The organism is Candidatus Poriferisodalis sp., assembly GCF_965214215.1.
Classification (GTDB): domain Bacteria; phylum Actinomycetota; class Acidimicrobiia; order Acidimicrobiales; family Poriferisodalaceae; genus Poriferisodalis.
On sequence record NZ_CBDCBD010000003.1, the window covers coordinates 1,443,012 to 1,463,289 of the forward strand.

15 protein-coding genes are annotated in these 20,278 nt (G+C 67.3%); 7 read left to right on the forward strand and 8 right to left on the reverse strand.

Features of this window, described 5'->3' with window-relative positions; all coding sequences use genetic code 11:
* Positions 1-11: 11 nt before the first annotated feature.
* Both ACOOF5_RS09010 and ACOOF5_RS09015 read right to left on the reverse strand, forming a co-directional pair.
* Positions 12-1,706: an AMP-binding protein gene (locus tag ACOOF5_RS09010; RefSeq protein WP_420438319.1), complete on the reverse strand. Its 1,695-nt coding sequence runs from the start codon at positions 1,704-1,706 to the stop codon at positions 12-14.
* 33 nt (positions 1,707-1,739) lie between these two features.
* Positions 1,740-2,672 carry an LLM class flavin-dependent oxidoreductase gene (locus ACOOF5_RS09015; protein ID WP_420438321.1) on the reverse strand — a complete coding sequence of 311 codons (933 nt, stop codon included), beginning with the start codon at positions 2,670-2,672 and terminating at the stop codon, positions 1,740-1,742.
* A gap of 143 nt (positions 2,673-2,815) precedes the next feature.
* Between ACOOF5_RS09015 and ACOOF5_RS09020 the strand changes: the two genes are divergently transcribed.
* Together ACOOF5_RS09020 and ACOOF5_RS09025 are read left to right on the forward strand one after the other, a co-directional pair.
* On the forward strand, positions 2,816-3,952 hold the full coding sequence (locus ACOOF5_RS09020; RefSeq protein WP_420438323.1) for a serine hydrolase domain-containing protein: 1,137 nt from the start codon (positions 2,816-2,818) through the stop codon (positions 3,950-3,952).
* A 35-nt stretch (positions 3,953-3,987) separates the two neighbouring features.
* Complete coding sequence (locus tag ACOOF5_RS09025) at positions 3,988-6,549, forward strand: CoA transferase (protein ID WP_420438325.1); 2,562 nt, start codon at positions 3,988-3,990, stop codon at positions 6,547-6,549.
* 100 nt (positions 6,550-6,649) lie between these two features.
* On the opposite strand, the gene ACOOF5_RS09030 is transcribed toward ACOOF5_RS09025, so the two are convergent.
* The 3 genes from ACOOF5_RS09030 to ACOOF5_RS09040 all read right to left on the reverse strand — a co-directional run bounded on the left by ACOOF5_RS09030 (position 6,650) and on the right by ACOOF5_RS09040 (position 10,411).
* Positions 6,650-7,150: a hypothetical protein gene (locus ACOOF5_RS09030; RefSeq protein WP_420438327.1), complete on the reverse strand. Its 501-nt coding sequence runs from the start codon at positions 7,148-7,150 to the stop codon at positions 6,650-6,652.
* Positions 7,147-7,758 (reverse strand): NAD(P)-dependent oxidoreductase, encoded by a 612-nt coding sequence (locus tag ACOOF5_RS09035; protein ID WP_420438329.1) that lies wholly within the window; start codon positions 7,756-7,758, stop codon positions 7,147-7,149. The genes ACOOF5_RS09030 and ACOOF5_RS09035 overlap by 4 nt, the downstream gene beginning before the upstream one ends.
* A 193-nt stretch (positions 7,759-7,951) precedes the next feature.
* Positions 7,952-10,411 (reverse strand): CoA transferase, encoded by a 2,460-nt coding sequence (locus ACOOF5_RS09040; RefSeq protein ID WP_420438331.1) that lies wholly within the window; start codon positions 10,409-10,411, stop codon positions 7,952-7,954.
* 202 nt (positions 10,412-10,613) lie between these two features.
* Between ACOOF5_RS09040 and ACOOF5_RS09045 the strand changes: the two genes are divergently transcribed.
* Positions 10,614-11,780: a thiolase domain-containing protein gene (locus ACOOF5_RS09045; RefSeq protein WP_420438333.1), complete on the forward strand. Its 1,167-nt coding sequence runs from the start codon at positions 10,614-10,616 to the stop codon at positions 11,778-11,780.
* Positions 11,777-12,196: a Zn-ribbon domain-containing OB-fold protein gene (locus ACOOF5_RS09050; RefSeq protein ID WP_420438335.1), complete on the forward strand. Its 420-nt coding sequence runs from the start codon at positions 11,777-11,779 to the stop codon at positions 12,194-12,196. The genes ACOOF5_RS09045 and ACOOF5_RS09050 overlap by 4 nt, the downstream gene beginning before the upstream one ends.
* Before the next feature lie 94 nt (positions 12,197-12,290).
* Here the strand turns inward: ACOOF5_RS09050 and ACOOF5_RS09055 are convergent, their stop codons facing one another.
* The 3 genes from ACOOF5_RS09055 to ACOOF5_RS09065 all read right to left on the reverse strand — a co-directional run bounded on the left by ACOOF5_RS09055 (position 12,291) and on the right by ACOOF5_RS09065 (position 16,284).
* On the reverse strand, positions 12,291-12,863 hold the full coding sequence (locus ACOOF5_RS09055) for a hypothetical protein (RefSeq protein ID WP_420438337.1): 573 nt from the start codon (positions 12,861-12,863) through the stop codon (positions 12,291-12,293).
* 438 nt (positions 12,864-13,301) lie between these two features.
* Positions 13,302-13,712 (reverse strand): RidA family protein, encoded by a 411-nt coding sequence (locus tag ACOOF5_RS09060; RefSeq protein WP_420438339.1) that lies wholly within the window; start codon positions 13,710-13,712, stop codon positions 13,302-13,304.
* A gap of 52 nt (positions 13,713-13,764) precedes the next feature.
* Positions 13,765-16,284: a CoA transferase gene (locus ACOOF5_RS09065; RefSeq protein WP_420438341.1), complete on the reverse strand. Its 2,520-nt coding sequence runs from the start codon at positions 16,282-16,284 to the stop codon at positions 13,765-13,767.
* Between the two features lie 187 nt (positions 16,285-16,471).
* Here ACOOF5_RS09065 and ACOOF5_RS09070 point away from each other — a divergent pair, with 187 nt between their 5' ends.
* The 3 genes from ACOOF5_RS09070 (at position 16,472) to ACOOF5_RS09080 (ending at position 20,247) form a co-directional block, all read left to right on the forward strand.
* Positions 16,472-18,262, forward strand: coding sequence for an ABC transporter substrate-binding protein (locus ACOOF5_RS09070; RefSeq protein WP_420438343.1), 1,791 nt, complete (start codon positions 16,472-16,474; stop codon positions 18,260-18,262).
* A gap of 67 nt (positions 18,263-18,329) precedes the next feature.
* Entirely contained in the window at positions 18,330-19,316 is a 987-nt protein-coding gene (locus ACOOF5_RS09075) for an ABC transporter permease (protein ID WP_420438345.1), read from the forward strand.
* A complete protein-coding gene (locus tag ACOOF5_RS09080; protein WP_420438347.1) occupies positions 19,303-20,247 on the forward strand; it encodes an ABC transporter permease in 945 nt (314 codons plus the stop codon). Before ACOOF5_RS09075 ends, ACOOF5_RS09080 begins: the two co-directional genes overlap by 14 nt.
* Positions 20,248-20,278: the final 31 nt, after the last annotated feature.

Here is a 20,278-nt window from a genome sequence, read left to right on the forward strand (position 1 = left end):
CCGAGGTCGCCTCAGTCGAAATTGTCGCGTAGCCGGTACTTCTGGATCTTGCCGCTCGGCGTCATCGGGAAGTCGTCGACAATCACGAGCTCTTCGGGCCAGAACTGACGGGTCACGTTCTGGGAGTCCAAGAAGTCCGTGAGGTCGGCGAGCGTCGGCGGGTCGCTGGCTGGCTGCACGAAGGCGCAGCCGATCTCGCCGAGTCGCTCGTGCGGTTTGGCGACGATGGCCACCACGCCCACTGCTGGATGCCGCAGCAGCACGTCCTCGACCTCTTTGACTGGCACGTTCTCTCCGCCGCGGATGACGAGGTCCTTGGAACGGCCCGCGATGGCGATGTAACCGTCGGCGTTCATGATCGCCCGGTCGCCCGTGTCGAACCAGCCGTCAGTCCAGTGCTGGGAGGTGAACTCCCGGCCTGCCATGTAGCCGGCGAACATCGCAGCACCGCGGCACTGCAGATCGCCTTCGGCATCGGTCACCGGCCGGCCGGCCTCGTCCACGACTCGTACCTCGTTGTCGTCCACAGCTCGGCCGTCGGTGAGCCGTCGTTCGAGCGGATCGCCGGGCCGACCTACGGTCAGCAGGCCGCATTCGGTCATGCCCCAGCCGGGCAGCACGGTGCACGCCGGCAGGAGTTCGAGTGCACGTTCGAGCACCGGGCGGGGAATCGCTGCCCCCGCGCACAGGAATCGCTCCCACGAGGAAAGGTCGTGATCGGCCAGGCTCTCGACGCCGAGCACGTCGGCGAGGAACGGCGTGGCGCCCATCGACAGCTGGATCCGGTGCTTCTCGATCAGGCCCACGAACTCGACCGGGTCCCACACGTCCTGGAACACGACGTGACCGCCGACATGCAGCGGCAACCGCATGCCGTAGAGGTACCCGGTCTGGTGGCCGAGCGTGGACGCCATATGGCAGACGTAGGCCTGCGGGGCACCCGAACCCCGCTGCGGCTCGAGTCCCTCACAGACGGTGTTCACCAAGGCGTCGACTGCCACCGCCAGGTTGTTGTGCGTGTGCATGACACCCTTGGGCACCCCGGTGGTGCCTGAGGTGAACATCATCTCGCAGACGTCGCTGGGACCCGGGCGGCACAACTCGACCGCGGAGCGGTCGTAGGACGAGAAGCGGCCCTCCTCGATCAGGTCTTCCCAGGTCATCGCATCGGCGGGCAGCCACGACTCGTCCTCCACCAAGTCGGTCGTGTTCACCGAGGGGCCCGGCACCACCACGAGTTCGGACACCCAGTCGCAACGCTCGCGCAGCTCGGCGTGCATCTGCGCCAGGCCGAACCCGCGGTAGCTGTCGGCAGTGATAACGACCAACGGCCGGCCAAGCTCGCTCATGACGGCGACCTCGTTGTGCCGAAAGATTGGCGCAACCGGATTGACCACGGCGCCGATGCGGTCGCAGGCCATCGCGGCCACGACGAAATGGCGCCAATTCGGCAGCTGGAGCTGGACGATCACGCCTGGACGCACGCCGATCTCGAGCAAGCCCTTGGCGGCGGAATCCACCTCGGCGCCTAATTCGCCCCAGGTAATCGTGCCGAAACTGTCGGTGATGACCGGCTCGCTGGACCGTTCGGCGGACCACTTGGCGATGCGATCGTCGAGCAGCCGATTCGGCCACGCCCCCGACTCGCTCAGTTCGTCGATGCGCCCGGATTCCAGCGTCGTCTCGAAGAATCGCTTTGCCGTCACTTGATATTCACCCCCGCGTCCCAGCGAGGCCGCCTATTGGCCGCGGATCCGTGGCAGCACCTCGGCTGCCATGAATCGCTCGCTCTCCTCTATGTAGTGCATCGGCGAGGCTGCGCTGAGCACGACGGTGCGGGCCCCGGCGTCGATGTACTCACCCAGACGTGCGACGCACCGGTCGGGGTCGCCCGCGATGGCGAACTTGTGCACCAGCTGGGAGAAGTCTTGCGCGTACTGTTTCGACAGGCGCTCTGCTGCGTATTCGACGGCGGTGTCGTTGTCTTCGTGGCAGCAAAAGAACACGAACATGCCCGACTCGACCGGTGTCGGATTGTCTGCTTCTGCCCGGTACCCCGCAATGGCCTCGATCGATTGCGCCAGGCGTTCGGGTGTGTACATGTACGGCAGCCAGCCGTCGCCATAGCGAGCCGCCCGCTTCCACGCGGCATCTTGGCGGCCCGATACCCAGATCGGCGGCGGCGAGGCGGGTCTGGGCGAAAGCGTGACGCCGTTGAGTGTGTTGAAGCGGCCTTCGAAGGTGACGTCGTCCTCAGTCCACAGGCGCTGCATGATCTCGAGGGCCTCGTTCGTGCGGGCGCCGCGTTCGCGCACTGGCACCCCGCAGGCCTCGAATTCCGACGGATACTCACCGCCGACGCCGACGCCGAGGTGGAAGCGCCCGCCCGATGCCACGTCGAGCGCGGCCGCGAGCTTTGCGCACAGCGCCGCCGGGTAGAGCGGAATCAGCGTGATGGATGTCATCAGCTTCAGCGTGGTGGTGGCACCCGCCGCGACTGCCAGCGAGATGAATCCGTTCGAGGTCGGCACATGGAAGAACACATGCTCGCCGGTGGTGGCGTAGTCGTAGCCGAGTTCTTCGATCTCGCGGGCCTGTCCGGCGATGTCGTCACTGCGGCGAATCGCCAGCCCGAACTCGACTGTCTTGTCGCTTGCCGTGCTGTTGCTCATTGCATACCCCTGTTCTCTCCCGCTCATGGCGACTTTCGCTCACGGTCCGCTCGGGCCACGGCTTCGCCATTCGGCTCAGCCTCCTGCGCATCTGCGGGCCGGATGTGAAGCGAGACGGTAGCCGCGGGTGCTAGGCCAAGGCCGTGAGCACTACAACTGACGCCCCATCCACTGTCCAACCATCCCGCCTCGACGCGCTGCTCGACCGCTGCAAGCGCGAGGTCGAATCGGGGCTGCTGCCGAGCTGCCAGGTGGCCGTCGGCTTCGAGGGCGAGATCGTGGCGCAGGCCACCTACGGCGACGCCACCGACGACACCCGTTACTGCATCTTCTCGGCCACCAAGCCGTTCGTGGCCTCGACCATGTGGCAGCTCATCAGCGAGGGCCTGGTGGAGCTCGACGCCACAGCGGCCAGCTACGTGCCGGCATTCGGCGAGAACGGCAAGGACCAGATCACGGTTTCCCAGATCATGCTGCACACATCGGGCTTTCCCCATGCCCCGCTGAAGCCGCCGGAATGGGACACCTCAGACTCGCGGCTGGTCGCCATGGCGAACTGGCGGCTGAACTGGGAGCCCGGCACGAGGTACGAGTACCACCCGACATCGGCGCACTGGGTGCTGGCTGAGATCATCAACGCGGTCACCGGCAACGACTTCCGCGACGAGGTCCACGATCGGGTCACCGGTCCGCTCGGGCTGGGGCGCCTGCTGGGTCTGGCACCCGACGATCAGGACGGCATCGCCGAGCTGATCCTGGTGGGGGAGCCCGCCACGGCCGACGAGCTCGAGGCGACGTTCGGCGTGCGCGAACTGCCCATGACCGAGGTCACCAATGAGGCGATCCTGCGCTTCAACGAGCCGTCAGTGCGCGAGGTCGGCGTGCCAGGCGGCGGTGGGTTCGGCACCGCGGTCGACTTGGCGCTCTTCTACCAAGCCCTGCTCCACAACCCCGACGAACTGTGGGATCCCGAGATGCTGGCGGTCGGCACCGGCGAGGTGCGCAACACGATGGCCGACCCGATGGGGATGCCCGCCAATCGCTCGATCGGGCTCTTCCTGGCGGGCGACGACGGCATGTCGAACATGCGAGGGCTGGGTCGCACCGTGTCGCCGATGGCGTTCGGTCACAACGGTGCCGGCGGCCAGCTGGCCTGGGGTGATCCGCACACCGGTCTGTCGTTGGGTTGCACCACCAACGGCTACGACGAACACGAGGTTCGCCAGCCTCGCCGCGACACCGCGATCGGCAGCCTCGCCGGGCTCTGCACCACGCCCTGAGCGGCACCTCCCGGCGGGGCTAGCTTCGGGCCGTCATGAACCAGTCCGTCAGCTCTCAGGGTCGGGACTCCTCAGCGGTCCACGGAGCGCTGTCGGGCCTGCGCGTGGTCGACCTGACAGGTGATGCGGGTCGATTCGCGACGAAGCTGCTGAGCGAGCTGGGCGCCGATGTCGTGAGGGTGGGCGCCGGCTCACCGGGCTTGCCGCTGGCAGACCAGGCTGCGGCAGCACTCGGTGGCGTCGCGGACTGGTGGTATGACGGCGGGAAGCGTCGCTGCCCGGTGGACCTCGGCACAGGTGAGGGTCGAGACGCCTACCGCCGTCTGGCCGCGGCGGCCGACCTCATCGTGGAGACCGAGCGTCCAGGACGGCTGGCCGAATTGAACATCGACTACACCGATGTGAGCGCTGGGAATCCGGCGCTGGTGCAGGTGTCGATCACGCCGTTCGGACGGACGGGCCCGCGGGCGCACTGGCTCGGCTCGGATCTCGTGGCCGCCGCGATGGGCGGGATGATGGCGCTGACCGGCCTCGCCGATCGCCCGCTCAACGTGTGGGGCAGGCAGGCCTACAACTACGCAGGCTTCGTGGCGGCGACGTCGGGAGTAGCGGCGGCACTGTCGGCACGCTCGACCGGCCGGGGAGCGCACGTCGACCTGTCCATCCACGAGACCGTCACCGGTTCGATCGAGAACCTGTTCATGCAGTACTTCTTCGACGACGTGCTTCCGCTGCCCAAGGTGGCACCGCGCCAGGGCGCTCTGCACTGGCTCGGCGCGTACGACCTGGCCGAGTGTCGGGGCGGCGAGGGCGGCTACGTCATGATCACGCCGACCCCGACGCCCGACCTGCTGTTCGAGTGGATGGTCGAAACCGGTTTCGAAGAAGTCAGGAGGTGGCTCGGCGCAGATCCGGCCGATGTGCTGCTGGATGTGACCGAGGTGATGGACGCCGTGCGGCGCTGGATCGCCCCCCAAGATGCGAGCGAGGTGTGGTGGGAGGCGCAGGAACGGCATGTGGCCTTCGGCGGGGTGCTGGACATCGCCGAGGTCGGCGCGAACCCGCAGTTCGGCCACCGGGAGTTCTTTGCCGATGTTCTGCCACCGGGAGCGGCTGGCGCGAACGGGTCGCGGGTGCCCGACCACGCGACGACCGGCCCGCAAGGCTCGGTGCGCGTGCCGAGTCGGCTGGTTCGCTGGAGCGACGCCGGCCGGTCAGGGACGGTCCCGCCAAGTCCGCCCGCCAGCATCGAGACGCGCCTTGACGAGGTGCTCGCATCATGGGCGGCGCCGCCCACCGAGGCCCGCAATGGCGACGCCGCGGGCGATGCCAGTGGCGGCACCACCAGCGTTACGGATGGCAGCGCCGCCAGCGATGCCGCCAGCCCGGTTGGCGACGCGTCACAAGTGCCCGACAGCGACCGTCGGCCGCTCGACGGCATCCGCGTGGCGGACTTCACCTGGGTGCTCGCTGGACCGTCTGCCACGAAGCTGCTGGGGGACCTCGGTGCCGACGTGATCCGCATCCAGAGCGAGGAACGCTCCACCCTCGTGAACTCGCCAGACTTCCCGTACTACTTCGTGTGGAACCGCTCCAAGCGCAGCGCCACGCTCGACATGAAGCATCCCCAGGCGCTGGCTGCGGCGCGGCGGTTGATCGAGACATGCGATGTGCTCATCGAGAACTTCAGTGCGGGCGTGCTGGACTCGTGGGGCCTCGATTGGGAGACCGTGCACGAATGGAACCCGCGGCTCGTTTACGTGACGATGTCGGGCTGCGGTCACGACGGTCCTTGGCGCCACGTCATCTCGTACGCGCCGACGGTGCACGCGGTGTGCGGCATCACCCACCTGACCAACTTCGCCGACCGCGGCGATGTAGGTCCGGGCTTCTCGCTGAACGACCACTTGGCGGGCTTCGCCGCAGCGGTCTCTACCGTCGGCGCCCTGTATGCCCGAGAGCGCACCGGTGAGGGGCAGCGCATCGACATGGCGCAGCTCGAGGTCGGCACCTACGCCATCGGTGCAGCGGTCATCCGCCAGTCCGCCGGCGTGTCGCCGCCGCGCCCCGAAGGCAACCGCGACGGCATCGCCGACCATGTGCCCAATGAGGTCTATGCCTGCACCGACGGCTTCGTGGCCGTGACGGTGACCGAGCCGGCGCAGTGGCTGGGACTGATAGGGCTGCTCGGCGACCCGCGGCTCGATGATCCGACGCTCGCTACTGAAGCGGGCCGCCGAGACCGCAGATCCACGATCGACGCTGTGCTGGGAGAGTGGGCTGCCGCTCGAACGGCCACGGCATCAGCCGAGGCGCTGCAGGCTGCCGGCGTGCCGGCCGGTCCCGTGCAGGACTCGCACCAATTGTTCGCCGACGATCCTCAGCACGCCGCGCGCGGCTTCTGGCAGCCGGTCGACCATGCGGTGTTCGGCGAGCGGACGGTCGACGCGTTCGCCGGCCTCTGGAATGGCCGGCGCTGGCACCCCCGCCATCTCAGCCCCGCCTATTTGGGGGAGCACAACTTCGATGTCTGGGCCGATGCCGGATACGCGCCGGGCGAGATAGCCGAGGGGATCGGCGACGGCCTGTTCCGGTAGTCCGCGCATTGCGCCCCGCAGATCATCATTCGCTTGCGGCCGACGGCCATCCCCGTGTCGTAGGGTCGTTCGGAGATTGCCTCAAGTAGGTCGGGCTGACTCAGCTTGCAGCTATCTCGGCGATCAGCGCGAGCAGGGCGTCTGAGGTCTCGCGATCCTGGGCGATGCGGTCGTCGGTTTCGTAGGTGATCTTGCGTGCGAGGCGTTCGCCCGCATCGGATACGGCGGCGATGTGCGCCCTGTCTTCGCCCCGCCGCGGCGGATCGGTCACCAGCGCAGCCGTGCACGAGATTCCGGCGAGCGGCCACGGCTCGGTGCCCGGCTTGGGCGTCGAGACGAGGTAGTGCGCCCGGGCCAGACAGCCGTCTGCCATCGCTAGCGCAGCCTCGTCGGACACATGCGGTTCCAGCTCCGAGCCCATCAGCTCGTAGAGCGACTTCACCGAATAGGGAACGCCGGCTTCGAGAATCGTGCGAGAGCCACCCGGGACTGTGAGCAGATCGCTCACAGCCAGCATCCCGCCGCCCGTCACCGACAGCACGATTCGCAGCGGCGAGTCATGGATCGCCCGTATAGCCGCTAACCGCTCGTCAGGTGTCATGACGTCACCGTGATGGCCTGCCGGCTGTAGGTGCTGTCGTCGAGTTGATCGACGAGTAATCCGGCCAGGGCAGAGCGGTGGATGCGACTGGTCTTGCCAGCGTTGGAAGCGGTCACGGCGCGGCGTTGGAGCTTGTCGGACAGCACTGCGGCCCGGACGATGGTCCAGTTCGCCGCGCTGGCGCGCACGACTTCCTCTTGAGCTTGATGGTCGGCGAAGACGTTCCGCAGCATGGTCTTGAACATCAGCTTCGAGCTCATCGGAATCTGAGCCCAGCTCTCGCCGACGCCGGCTGCGGACACCACCACAAGCCGACCGACGCTATGACGGTCGACAGCGCCAAGAATGTGCTCAGTGCCGCGCGTCAGAGTCGTGCGATCCTTGAGACTCGTGCTGCCGAGGCACACGATGGCGGCATCGTGACCTGCGACAGCGTCAGCGACGACCTCGGCGTCGAAGACATCGCCACGTGACAGCGTCAACCCGGACTCCGCATTGAGTCTGTCCACGGAACGACCGAATGCCGTCGTTTCATGGCCCGTGTCGAGCGCGCTGCGGACGGCGTACTGCCCAGTCTTGCCGGTCGCCCCGAAGATGATGACGCGCATATTCGTCCTTCAAATCGTCACTGCGGTGCCAACCACCTCATCCGCGGTCGCGGTCAAGCACGCTACTGGCGAGCACGTTGTGGTCAAGGACAGCAAGGGCCACCCGTACTGGTTTGAGGGACCACCCGTTGGCCGGTAGTGGTATCGGGCGATCCACGCTTGTGGCACCGTCCTGCGATTGCGCTCGGAGTGCTCAGCCGATGGCGCCGGCGACGGCGAGTTCGACGATGCGGTCGTCGTCGTAGCCGAGGATGTCCCGCAGGACGTAGTCGTTGTGCTCGCCCAGGGTCGGGCCGGACCGGGTGACCGCGTGGGGCGTCGCGCTGAGTTGCAAGCGGGGCGCTTCGACGATCATGCGGTCGTGCACGGGGTGTTCGACATCCATCCAGTGGCCACGATGGATGAGCTGAGGATCGCCGAAACAGCCCAAGCCATTCTGCACGGCGTGCGCCGGGACGCCGGCGGCCTGCAGCGCCGTCTCGGCCCCTGCGGGTGTGCGCCCCGCAGCCCAGGCGCCGACGACGGCATCGATGTCATCGCTGCGGGCGACTCGCCCGGCTGCGCCGAGACTTGCCAACTCGGCGGGAACTGCGTGGCCGTCGGCCTCGAGCACCCCGCACAGCGATTCCCACTGCTGCTCGGTTTCGCATGCCACCGCAATCCAAGGGTCGGGTGCCTCGAGCGGGTTGTCGGCGTCGGCGTCGCCGGTGCCGCAGGGGTACATCGCATGGGGGCACACGAAGGCGTCGGCATTGCCCAGCCGAGTGGCAGCGGTGCCATTGACGGTGTGCGCGAGCACCTCGGTCGCCAGGAAGTGGATTGCCGCCTCGGCTTGCGCGAAGTCCAGGTGCTGACCGCGGCCGTCGGGATCGGCGTCGCGGGCGTCGAGCGCAGCCAGCAGCAGCGGCACAATGAACTGCGGGGTGACGTAGTCGGTGTAGGCGAGGAACGGCCCTGCCGGCGCCCGGTCCGGCCAGCCGGTCATCTCGTAGTAGCCGGTGATGGCACCGGCGAGATTGCCGAAGCCGGCGAAGGTGGCCAGCGGCCCGGTCTGGCCCATCAGGCTGGTGCTCAGCATGATCAGGTTCGGGTTGCGGGCCGACAGCGCCTCCCAGCCGATGCCCCAGTCGTCGAGGGTGCCCGGCGTGTAGGACTCCACGAAGATGTCGGCCCATTCGGCGAGATCGCAGAAAGCCTCACGGCCCTCGGCGACGTTCAGATCGATGGTGACGCCGATCTTGCCGGCATTCAGCGTTCCGTATTGGATCGACGCATCGGGGCCCATGTCGCCCTTCAAGCCCCCGCCGCTGCCGCGTGCGGCATCGAACCGCCCCGGTCCTTCCACCTTGATGACGGTGGCGCCGAAATCGGCCAGCACCCGCGTCGTGAACGGCCCGGCATACACCCAGGTCGTGTCGAGCACCTTGATTCCTTCCAGCGGCCTGGGACTCGACGGATCTTCGTTGCGGCCCCGCAGCTGTTCGGCGGCGTCCACCAGCGCCGAGCGCGGCTTCGCCTTCACGGCGGCAGAGTCGGCACCGAGATCTGGCGGGGCGCCGAGGGGGCGAAGGGGTGTGCGGCTGGGCTTGCACCATGCCCCAGGGGCAATCACCTCGCCCAACGCGGGGTCATCGACCGCGTCCCAATAGTTGCGCGCGTTGAAGTGCTCCACCCTCGTCAGCTCCGCGGGGGCGTACACGGGCGCGAGCAGCAGCTCGCGCTGCTGCGCCTCAGCGAAGAGTCCTGCACGGGTCCGTGTGCTGGTCAGCCGGGTGATCGCGGCTTTGGTCTGCTCGAGCTGCGCGGGCGCGACGTCAGGCTCGGTGAACAGGCGCAGACCGAAGTCGACCCAGTCCAGCGCGGCGAGATCGTCGTCGCAGCAGCCTTCGGCATGCACCCAGTCCATCAGCCGGGCGGTGAAGCGGCCGATGGTGTCGCCGAACAGCAAGGTGATCGACACGTAGCCGTCCGATGCGGGGTACACGAACTGCAGATGGAAGTTGAGCATCAAGATGCCGCCCGATGTGCGCCTGGTCGACGGGTACTGGTTGGGCGCGTGGACGACCCCGGGGAACGCCGTTTGCATCATCGCCTGCTGCGCGGAGATGTCGACATGCTGTCCGTAGCCGCTGCGGTCGCGCTGGCGCAGCGCCAGCGCCGTGCCGACCGCTGCGTGCGATCCCGCATGCAGCCAGCTCTGCGGTGCGGTGATCCGCAGCGGCGCCCGGTCGGTGTCGCCGGTGATGGCGGCGCTGCACGCAGCCGCGGCGATAGTGAGATCCGACGCCGCCCAGCCGGCCTTGGGACCGGTGCTGCCGAATGGTGTGACGGTGGTATGCACCAGCCCCGGATTGACGGCACGCAGCTCGTCGGGGTCGAGGCCCAAGCCCGGGTCGGGCGACTCGATCAGCGCATCGGCGCCGGCGACGAGCTGCAGCAGCTCGTTCCGGTCGTTGATGACACAGCTCTGCGCTCCGCGCCGCAGGTGCCACCAACCGAGCGAGGTCCCGTCGGGCCCCTGCTCGCGGTGGTCTCGTCCCCGACCATCAGGGCCTTCGACGAGGACCACTTCGGCACCCAGCGAGCTGAGGATCGAGGTGCACATCGCACCCCGGTGATCGGTGAGGTCCAGCACTCGATATGGCTTCAGCATCGCCGCGAAGCTAACGCCCGCTCTCGCCGCCGGCCGACAAACCGGCGTTGGTCGTGATAGACGGCGCAGCCGGCAGGCCCGACAGCCGTGTCGAGAGCCTGCGAGGGCAGCGTCCGGGCGAGCGAGACACCGAACGCAACCCCGAGTCAGCCTTTCGCGGCGGGTTCTCATCGTCGTGGCGGCGGCGACTAGCGTGCCGCCGGTGACGATTCGCGGCAAGGCACTCATCGCCGGGGCCTACGAGCATCCGGGCCGCGAGCTGCCCGACCGCACGCTGCCGCAGATCCATGCCGACGTAGCCGCGGGAGCGCTGGCCGATGCGGGTCTGTCGCTCGGCGACGTCGACGCCTACTACTCGGCGGGCGACGCTCCCGGATTCGGCGCGCTGTCGATGGTGGAGTACTTGGGGCTCGACTGCAGCTACATCGACGACACTGAGACTGGCGGCTCGGCGTACCTCGTGCATGTGCAGCACGCTGCGGCAGCCATTTCGGCCGGCCATGTGAATGTGGCGCTCATCACGCTGGCAGGCAAGCCCCGCACCGGCGGCGCCGGTCCGGGGGGCAGCGCCCGCTTCAGCTCGGCGCCCGAAGCAGCGTTCGAGAACCAGTTCGGCATGTCGGTGCCCGGCGGCTACGCGCTCGCCGCGGCGCGTCATATGCACGAGTTCGGCACGACCTCTGAGCAACTCGCCGAAGTCAAGGTGGCCGCCTCGACGCACGCACAGCACAACCCGAATGCGTTTCTCCAAGATGTCGTCACGGTGGACGAAGTGGTGTCCTCGCCGCTGATCTCGGACCCGTTGCACCGGCTGGACTGCTGTGTGATCACCGACGGCGGGGGAGCACTGGTGCTGGTCAGCGAGGCCGTCGCCGCGTCGCTCGACCGTCACTGCGTTCCGGTGCTGGGCACCGGCACGTCGATCAAGCACACCTCGGGCGGGCGCATCGAGCTCACATACACCGGCGCGACACGCTCGGGCCCGCTGGCGTTGGCCGAAGCTGGCGTGACGCCCGCCGACATCGACTACGTGTCGATCTACGACAGCTTCACGATCACGGTCCTGATGACGCTGGAAGACTTGGGCTTCTGCGACAAGGGCGACGGTGGGCGCTTCGTGTCCGACGGTGCCTTGCAGTCGCCCGGAGGGGTGCTGCCGTTCAACACCGACGGCGGCGGCCTGTGCAACAACCACCCGGCCAACCGCGGCGGCATGACCAAGGTGATCGAAGCCGTGCGCCAGCTGCGCGGCGAAGCCCACGCTGCAGTGCAGGTTCCCGACTGCGAGCTGGCCCTTGCGCACGGCACCGGCGGCAGCCTCGCCACGCGCATGGGCAGCGCCACGCTCGTCATGGGGAGGTCGTCATGAGCGAGTTGGGCCCGTTGGGGCTGCCTGTCCCGTCGCCGTACCCGAACCTTGAGACGCAGCGGTACTGGGACGCGACCGCCGAAGACCGGCTGGAGCTGCCCCGTTGCGACAACTGCGACCACGTCGTGTGGTACCCGCGCGAACGCTGCGACCGGTGCGGCAGCACCTCGGTGACCTGGTTCGAGGCGTCAGGGCGCGGCACCGTCTACAGCTGCACGGTCACTCGGCGCATCCCTGGCTCGTGGCGCAAGGCCGCACCGTTCGTGCTGGCATACGTCGAACTCGACGAAGGCCCCCGGTTGGTCACCAACATCGTCGGCTGCGATCCCGAGACGGTCCACATCGGCCAATCCGTGCAGGCCGTGTTCGACCCCACCTCCGACGGCCCCGCCCTGCTCCGCTTCGCCCCAGCCTGAGCGACCGCCGCCTGAGCGACCGCCGCCTGAGTGCAGAGGCGATGGGCTGCGCGCCTCGGCGGTCAACGTGCTTGTTGTTGTCGCGGGGCCGGACTCAGGCCGCCGAGTGAGCCTCTTGTCCTGCCTCGATGCGGGCGAGCCGGTCCGAGTGAGTGTCCAGAGTGGCCTCGATGCGGGTGAGCCGGTTCGAGTGAGTGTCCAGAGTGGCTTCGATGCGGGTGAGCCGGTTCGAGTGAGTGTCCAGAGTGGCCTCGATGTGTGCGAGCCGGTCGGTGTGGTTCAGCAGGATCGCATTGACCTCCGCGGAGCGCTGGTCGATTTGAGCGAAGCGCTGATCGATTTGAGCGAAGCGCTGGTCGAACCGGGCGAATCCGGCTTGCATGTCCGAGCGCAGCGCGTCGATGTCAGAGTCGACGTCGTCGCGTACCTGGGCGATGTCGTCGCGCAGTGTGTTGAAGCCCAGCGCTGCGAGTACGAACAGGCCGCCGATCAGCGCCACGATCACCGACACCACAGCAGGCACTAGCAACGCACGCCGGACGCCGTGCTGGGCTTCGGCACGGGACCCCGGCTGCGGCGCGGCGGCTTCGCTCGCTGGGGTGCGGCTGGCGGCCGGATCGGTGGCAGCGGACCGGTCGTCGTCGGTCACGGTCGCGATCGTACCCACGGCATCTCCTCCCGCCGGTCGCCGCTGACGCGGCACTCCGTTTGGGGGCGACCGTAGGTTCAGCGGGCCCTGCCGCCAAGCGAATTTCGGGCTCGCACCATGCGGCTGGGGGCTGGCTGCTGGCGCAGGACTCGATTCCCGTACCGCAGCAATCACTGCCCACGATCGCCCTCGAGCCCTGTGGCGCCGTCGGGCGTGCCGCTGTCGGGCGTGTCGAGTCGCAAGCCTGCAGTTGTTGAACTATTCAGTTCATCGCGCGCGAACTCAACAACTCGGCGTCTCGGCGTCTGCGGCGCGTTGCGGAACTCGCTGCCTGAGAGGCTGAGCCGATTGGCGAAGCCGTCGCCCGAGCGGCCCGTGAGCGACAGCGAACAAGAGCGGCAAACAACTGGTGCGACAGCGGACAGGTTCACCTATCCGCGCATCTTCTCAGTCAGCTCAGGGGATGATTGCGTCGACTTCGATCTCGATGACGAGGTCGGGATGGATCAGCCCGGAGACCTCGACAAGCGTCGACGCGGGTCGGATGTCGCCGAACACCTCGCCGTGCGCACGGATGAAGTCGTCAAGCATTCCGATGTCGGTGACGAACGACCGGGTCCGCACGACGTCGCTCATCTGAGCGCCGGCCTCTGCCAGCGCTTGTGAGATCACCCCCAGCGTGTAGATGGCCTGCCCGTAGCAATCGTTCGGGTGTGCCACCCCGTCAGGACCCAGTGAGGTACTGCCCGAGACCGCTACCCAATCGCCCACGCGCACCGCCCGCGAGTATCCGGCGACAGGTTCCAGAGGCCCGCCGCTCGAAATGTTCTGCCTGTAGACGCCTGCGGCGTCGCTGCCGGTGCTCATGGTGACCTCACTCTGGCTGTGTTTGGTTCGGTGGATCGCTGATGGGGTGTCGCTAGGTGAGAGCGCCGGCGATGACCAACTCGGCGATCTTGTCGGTGTCGTAGCCGAGGATGCCTTCGAGCACCTCCATGTTGTGCTCGCCGAACATCGGACCGCCCCACAGCGGCCGGCCCGGAGTCCGCGACAGGTCGAAATTGCTGTTCTCGACCCAGGTGTGGCCGTGCTTGGCGTGCGGCACCGACAAGAAATGCTCCCGAGCGATGATCTGGGGGTCGGCCATCAGATCGGCAGCGTCGTTGACGCGATGGGCGGGTACGCCGTGGCCTTGCAGTGTCGCTTCGATGTCGGCCGCATCATGGGCCGCAGTCCAAGCAGTAATCGCGGCGTCGATGGCTTCGGCGTACATTCGACGACTGTCTGCATCGAGATCCGCGAGGATCCCGCCTGCGCTGCCATCGCGCCGTGCTTCGCCGCCACCGCTCGCGCTCGCGCTCAGCGCGTCCAGCGCTCGTGACAGATCGGCGTTGCCAGCGGCGGCCTCGACCAGCAGCCCCGCCAGCGCGTTCCACTGTGCGTCGGTCTCGCACGCGATCGCGACCCAGCGGTCGTCCCCGGCCGCGGAGTACACGCTGTGCGGGCTCATGTGGCGGTCGGCATTCCCGGCCCGGTCCGCAGTGCGCCCGTTGATCTCCTCGTCAGCGAACTCAGTCGCCAGGAAGTGCAGCGCACCCTCCATCTGAGCGAAGTCGATGTGCTGGCCGCGCCCGGTGCGATCTCGCTCGACCAGCGCAGCCAGGATCAGCATCACGCCCAGCTTCGGCGAGATGTAGTCGGTGTAGGCGGTGAACGGGCCGGCCGGGATGCGATCCGGCCACCCGGTCACGGGGTAGAAGCCGGCGATGGCGGCCGCCATCGTGCCGAAGCCCGCGTACATGCGCATCGGCCCGGTCTGGCCCATCAGACAGCTCGAAAACATGACGAGTTGGGGGTTCACCTCGCGTAGCACGTCGTAGGTGAGGCCCCAGTTCGCCATGGCCTTGGGCGAGAACGACTCGGTCAGGACGTCGCACCACCCAACCAGGTCCAAGACGACGTCACGGGCTTCGGGCAGTGACAGGTCCAGCGTCAGGTCCAGCTTGCCAGCATTGATGGAATGGAACTGCAGGGCGTTCTCCTGCCCGCCTTCCTCGCCGATGAACGGGTGGACGCCGCGCAGCACATCGGGCTTCAGCTCGCTTTCGACCTTGACGACCGTGGCGCCGTAGTCGGCCAGCGTCCGGGTGGCGCCGGGCCCCGCCAAGGCCCACATGAAGTCGAGGATCTTGATGTCTTCGAGGGGGCGCTCCATCGAGTGTCCGGTGGGAACGAGCTCGCGCCGGGGATGAGAGGTGATCGTCGGCCCGACTGTGCTGCCGTGGTCGAGGTACATCTCCGTGTGCTCGCCGAGCCGGGGTGCGACCGCCAGATCGGCCAGCGGCTCGCCGGTGGTCTTGGCCAGTGCGCCGCACAGCCGCACCGGCGCGGGGCCGTCGGCGCGGGGCATCTCGACGTGCTGCCAGTAATCGCGCACCTCCAAGTGATCGAGGGCGAGCACGTCGGCGGTCGTGGTGATGGGCGCGATGAGCAGGTTGTCCGACAGCGCACGCCCCAGCAGCTCCGCCTTCGTCTTGGTGGCCACGAACGAGGTCAAGACCTTGATGGCGTGATCGAACGTGTCCATTGACTCGCGGCCCTCCACGACGGCCATGCCGAAGTCGACCCAGTCTTTGTCTCTCAGTTCGGGCTCGCAGAAACCTTCGTTGCACGCCCACGCCAAGATCCTGCTCGTGAACGGGGCGATCATCGGTCCGAACAGGAAGGTGACGGTCACGTAGCCGTCCGCGCACTCGTACACCCACGGGATCAGGAAGCCGCCCAGATTGACTGCTCCCGGGAGCCGAACGGGCACTTCCCCGCCGGTGAGCACCGCCATCATCTGGAATTGCGTGCAGTCCACGAACGACTGCTGGGCCGAGGTGTCCACATGCTGGCCCAAGCCGGACGCCTGACGCTCGTGCAGTGCCATGAGGATCGCCCCAGCGGTGTCGACCGCAGCGTTGTGCCACGTCTGGGGCGACCCGATGCGTACCGGTGCCCGGTCGCGGTCGCCGGTGAGCGACATGGTGCCGCTCGAGGCGGCGATCGTGAGGTCGGTCGCCGCCCAGCCGGTCTTCGGACCCGTCTCGCCGAACGGCGTGATCGAGGCCGTCACGAGCTGCGGGTTGGCAGTACGCAGCGCGTCAAGGTCCACCTCGAACGCGCCGCACGAGATCACCGCGTCGCAGTGACTGGCGATCTCAGCGATCTGTGCCGGATTCTCGATGATCACCGACTGCTTGCCTCGGTTGTAGACCCCGAACTCGATCGACCGCTCGGGATCGATCACGTCATCGACGTACGGACCACGGTGACGGGTGCGGTGCCCGCCCGGCGGCTCGCCGAGCACCACCTCGGCACCGAGCTGCGCAAACAGCATCCCGGCCAGATGCCCCCGATCGTCAGTCAGATCCAGAATCCGGTAACCGTCCAGCACGTCGGTATGCCCCCGTCTGTCGTCTTCATTTCGTGTCGGTCAAGCTCACTGGTCCGACTCGGTCGAGCAACTCTGCCAGATGACGCGGCGAGAGCGCGTTTCGAGGTCGACAGCCGGTATCCGCTTCGCCTCGGGGACGAGCCCGTTCTTCATCAGAAACCTCGGCAGTCGGAAGTAGCGTGCCGCCATGGACTCCGCGCGTCTTCATGCACCCTCAGGCAACGCCGACGTTGCTTGCCCACCTCGAAGGCCATTGCGGCGGCTCGGTGCCCTCATGCTCGTTGTGGCGATGCTGGGGGCGGCCTGCAGCAGCGACAGCGCCACATCGGTCGACGACTCAGAGCCCCCAGTGACCGAATCAGCCGAGTCGGGTGTGCCCGAGGGCCAAGATGCAGCGAGTGGCGGCACGCTGGTGCTCGCGGTCGAGCAGTGGCCCGAGTGCATCAACCCCGTCACATCGTGTGCGAATGCCACCTGGACGATCTGGTCGGTGTTGATCCACTACTTGCCGCGGCTCATGGAGCTCGATCAGACCAATACCTACGTCGCGTCGTCGTTGCTCGTCGAGGCGCCGACTGTTGCGAACGGCGGCCTCGCGACCGCAGACGACGGCACATTCACGCTCACGTACCGGCTGAACCCCGGGGCAACCTGGAGCGACAGCACGCCGATCACCAGCACCGACGTCTGGTTCACGTGGCGTGCCGGGCTCGACACCACCGGCACGCTGAGTACCATCGGTCTGGATCTCATCACCGATGTCGACCATTCCGATCCCCACACGGCCGTCATCACATTCAGTGAGCCGTATGCGCCGTGGCCGACGCTGTTCAGCGGCTTGCTGCCGGCCCATGAGCTGGGCCCCGACACCGACATCGCCGACAAGTGGAACGACGAGATCACCGTCTCGGGCGGGCCGTGGATCCAAGAGGAGTGGAACCAGGAGCAGCACATCATGGTTCCCAACCGCACTTACTGGGACACCGAACGGATCCCGCTGGTGGACTGGGTGGTGATGGTGCCCCGCGAAGACACCGACTCAGAGCTGCTGGCCCTGCAGACCGGCGAAGCCATGGCGGCACTTCCGCAGCCGTTTCCCGGCGCCCGGGAGCGCATCACCGGCGATCTGACCTTCGAGGTCGCCGAGGGCACGTACATGGAAGGCCTCTGGATCAACCAGGACGCGCCCGAACGCCGCTTCGACATGACGCGCAACGTCCGCCAAGCGGTTGCCTACGCGCTCGATCGCGCCCAGATCGGCGAGGTAGCGCTGGGCACCATCGTCGCCGACCCACCGGTACTGCAATGCGCAGGCTGGAATCCCGGATTCGGCCCGTGGTGTCAAGACGACTTCGCGCGCTACACGCAGGACGCGGCCAAGGTCGCTGAGCTGCTCGAAGCCGAGGGCTGGACGCGGCCCGACCCCGACGGCCTGTGGATCAATGCCGACGGCGAAGAGCTGGTTCTGGCGTGGAACACCGTGGCCGGCAACAAGCGCCGAGAGGATGTGCAGGCTCTCGTCGTCGACATGACCGCTCCACTGGGAATCGGCTGGGAGATCATCAACTACGACGCCGGCGAACTGTTCCAGAACCGTCTGCCGGTGATGAACTTCGGCCCGGTGGCACTGTACGCGAACAGCACCAATCCGGACCCGTCGGTGACGAGCCACTACGACATCGATGGCGTGCCAACCGAAGAGAACGGCTACACGGGCCAGAACTTCACGGCCTACCGCAACCAGGAAGCCAGTGACCTGGCGTTCGCCATCGATGCTGAGGTGGACCCGGCGAAGCGGCTCGGCATGGTTCGCCAGCTGAGCAAGATCCTCGCCGACGACGTGCCGTGGATCCCGCTGTACATACTGCCCAACATGATCATCTGGGACACGACGGCTGTGTCAGGTCCGGGTGCCTACGTGTCAAGTCCCTATGGCGGGTTCTTCGACATCTTCGACTGGACGGTGCTCGACAAGTAATCACACGAGAGGCGAGAGTGCTCTCCATAGGCAGATATTCTTCGAGCGGGCTGGCAGGCTCTCAGGCGTGACGCGCTACGTCCTGCGACGCATCGCGACGATGGTGCCGATCCTGCTGGCCATCTCGTTCGCCGTTTTCTGGGCAGCGAATCGGATCGCCACGCCGGGACGCGACCTGGCCGTGAACCCGCGAGTCACCCCAGCGGATCGGGCCGCTTACCTGGAGTCGCTGGGGCTCAACGATCCGCTTCCGCTTCGCTACCTGCAGTGGCTGGGCGACTTCGTGACGGGCGACCTGGGCATATCGCTCGTACGCAACGGATCAGATGTGTGGCCCATCGTGCGTACCGCGCTCGCCAATACGCTCGTGCTCATCGCCGTGGCGGTGGTGCTGTCGCTCGCTGTCGGCATCACGATCGGAGCCGTGTCGGCGGTGCGCCCCAACGGCTTCGGTGACAACGTCGTGACGACGTTTTCGTTCGCCGGCATCTCGATCCCGGTGTTCTGGCTCGGTCTCATGCTGCAGCTGTTGTTCGGGCTGTACCTGGCGAGGTGGCTGGGCCTCGACCCTCCGTTGCTTCCCACGGCGGGGCTGTACTCGCCTGGTCAGCAGGGCTTCGACCTGGTGGATCGGATGCGCCACCTCGCGCTGCCCACGATGGCGCTGTCGTTACAACTCATCGCGGTCTACAGCCGTTACATGCGTGCCAGCCTGCTCGATGTGATGAGCTCGGACCACATCCGGGCCGCTCGCGGCAGGGGACTGCCGGAGCACACCGTGGTCGTCCGACATGGCGTCCGCAACGCGCTGATCCCCGTGACGACACAGGCCGCCGTCGATGTCGGCCAGCTCGTCGGAGGGCTCATCGTGACCGAGCAGGTCTTCCAGTACCCGGGCATGGGCCGGCTGTTCCTCGATGCCATGTACGGCGGCGATTACACAGTGCTGCTGGCTACCACCATGATCATTGCAGCCGCAGTGATCATGATGAACCTTGCAGCCGACCTGTTCTACGGCGTGCTCGACCCGAGGATCCGTCGTGGCAGCCGCTGAGAGTCCGGGCCGAGAGTTGAACCCGCGGATTGAGCGGCCCTCGGTGCTTGCGTGGCGGCGGTTTGTCCGCCGACGCCTGGCGCTGGCGTCACTCGTCGTCCTCGTCGGCATCGCCGTGTTAACCGTCGGCGCCGAGCTGCTGGCGCCCTATCCGCTGGGCCGCACGCATGCCGCCGATGTGCTCGCGGAGCCGGGCCGCGACTACCTGCTGGGAACCGACACTGTGGGGCGGGACACGCTGAGTCAGCTGCTCTTTGCAGGCCGCGTCACGCTCGCCGTCGGCGTGACGGTGGCGTTGTTGGCGACGCTGGGCGGTGCGCTGGTCGGCATGGTCGCCGGCTACCTGGGCGGGGCCGTCGACGCCGTGCTGATGCGACTGACTGACACGCTGCTGGCGCTCCCTTCCCTGATGGTGGTGATCATGCTGGCGCGGATGTTGGGTGACAGCATCTTCGACGTCGTGCTGGTGCTGTCGATGTTGGGTTGGATGGCGGTGGCGCGGATCATCCGCGGCAAGGTGCTGGCGTTGCGCGAGCTGGAGTTCGTTGCTGCGGCGCGGGCGATGGGGGCGGGCACCTGGCGAGTCATGTTCCGTCATCTGCTGCCGAACCTGGTCGGTGAGATCTCCGTGGCGGTTTCGCTGGCGGCGGCTGCCGCGATTCTGGCCGAATCGGTGCTGAGCTTTCTGGGGCTGGGCGTCAGCCCCGTGCACACCCCCACCTGGGGCAACATGCTGGGCGGCAACGAGGGCTTCATGACCGTCGCCCCGTGGCTTGTGATCGCGCCTGGCCTGGCGATTGCCGTCACAGTGTTGTGCGTCAATTTCATCGGCGATGGGCTGCGTGACGCCTTCGATGTGCGAAGCGATGGGCGTGACGACCAGCCGCACCGACGCTCGCAGCGCGGTGCAAGTGGCGGGTCGCGCCGGTAGACAACGGGCCGCAAATCCCTCAATCCAGAGT

Bases quoted from the DNA above. Each gene is read 5' to 3' on its own strand.
- ACOOF5_RS09015 (WP_420438321.1), bottom strand. From the start codon at position 2,672: ATGAGCAACAGCACGGCAAGCGACAAGACAGTCGAGTTCGGGCTGGCG.
- ACOOF5_RS09025 (WP_420438325.1), top strand. From the start codon at position 3,988: ATGAACCAGTCCGTCAGCTCTCAGGGTCGGGACTCCTCAGCGGTCCAC.
- ACOOF5_RS09030 (WP_420438327.1), bottom strand. From the start codon at position 7,150: ATGACACCTGACGAGCGGTTAGCGGCTATACGGGCGATCCATGACTCG.
- ACOOF5_RS09035 (WP_420438329.1), bottom strand. From the start codon at position 7,758: ATGCGCGTCATCATCTTCGGGGCGACCGGCAAGACTGGGCAGTACGCC.
- ACOOF5_RS09040 (WP_420438331.1), bottom strand. From the start codon at position 10,411: ATGCTGAAGCCATATCGAGTGCTGGACCTCACCGATCACCGGGGTGCG.
- ACOOF5_RS09050 (WP_420438335.1), top strand. From the start codon at position 11,777: ATGAGCGAGTTGGGCCCGTTGGGGCTGCCTGTCCCGTCGCCGTACCCG.
- ACOOF5_RS09060 (WP_420438339.1), bottom strand. From the start codon at position 13,712: ATGAGCACCGGCAGCGACGCCGCAGGCGTCTACAGGCAGAACATTTCG.
- ACOOF5_RS09070 (WP_420438343.1), top strand. From the start codon at position 16,472: ATGGACTCCGCGCGTCTTCATGCACCCTCAGGCAACGCCGACGTTGCT.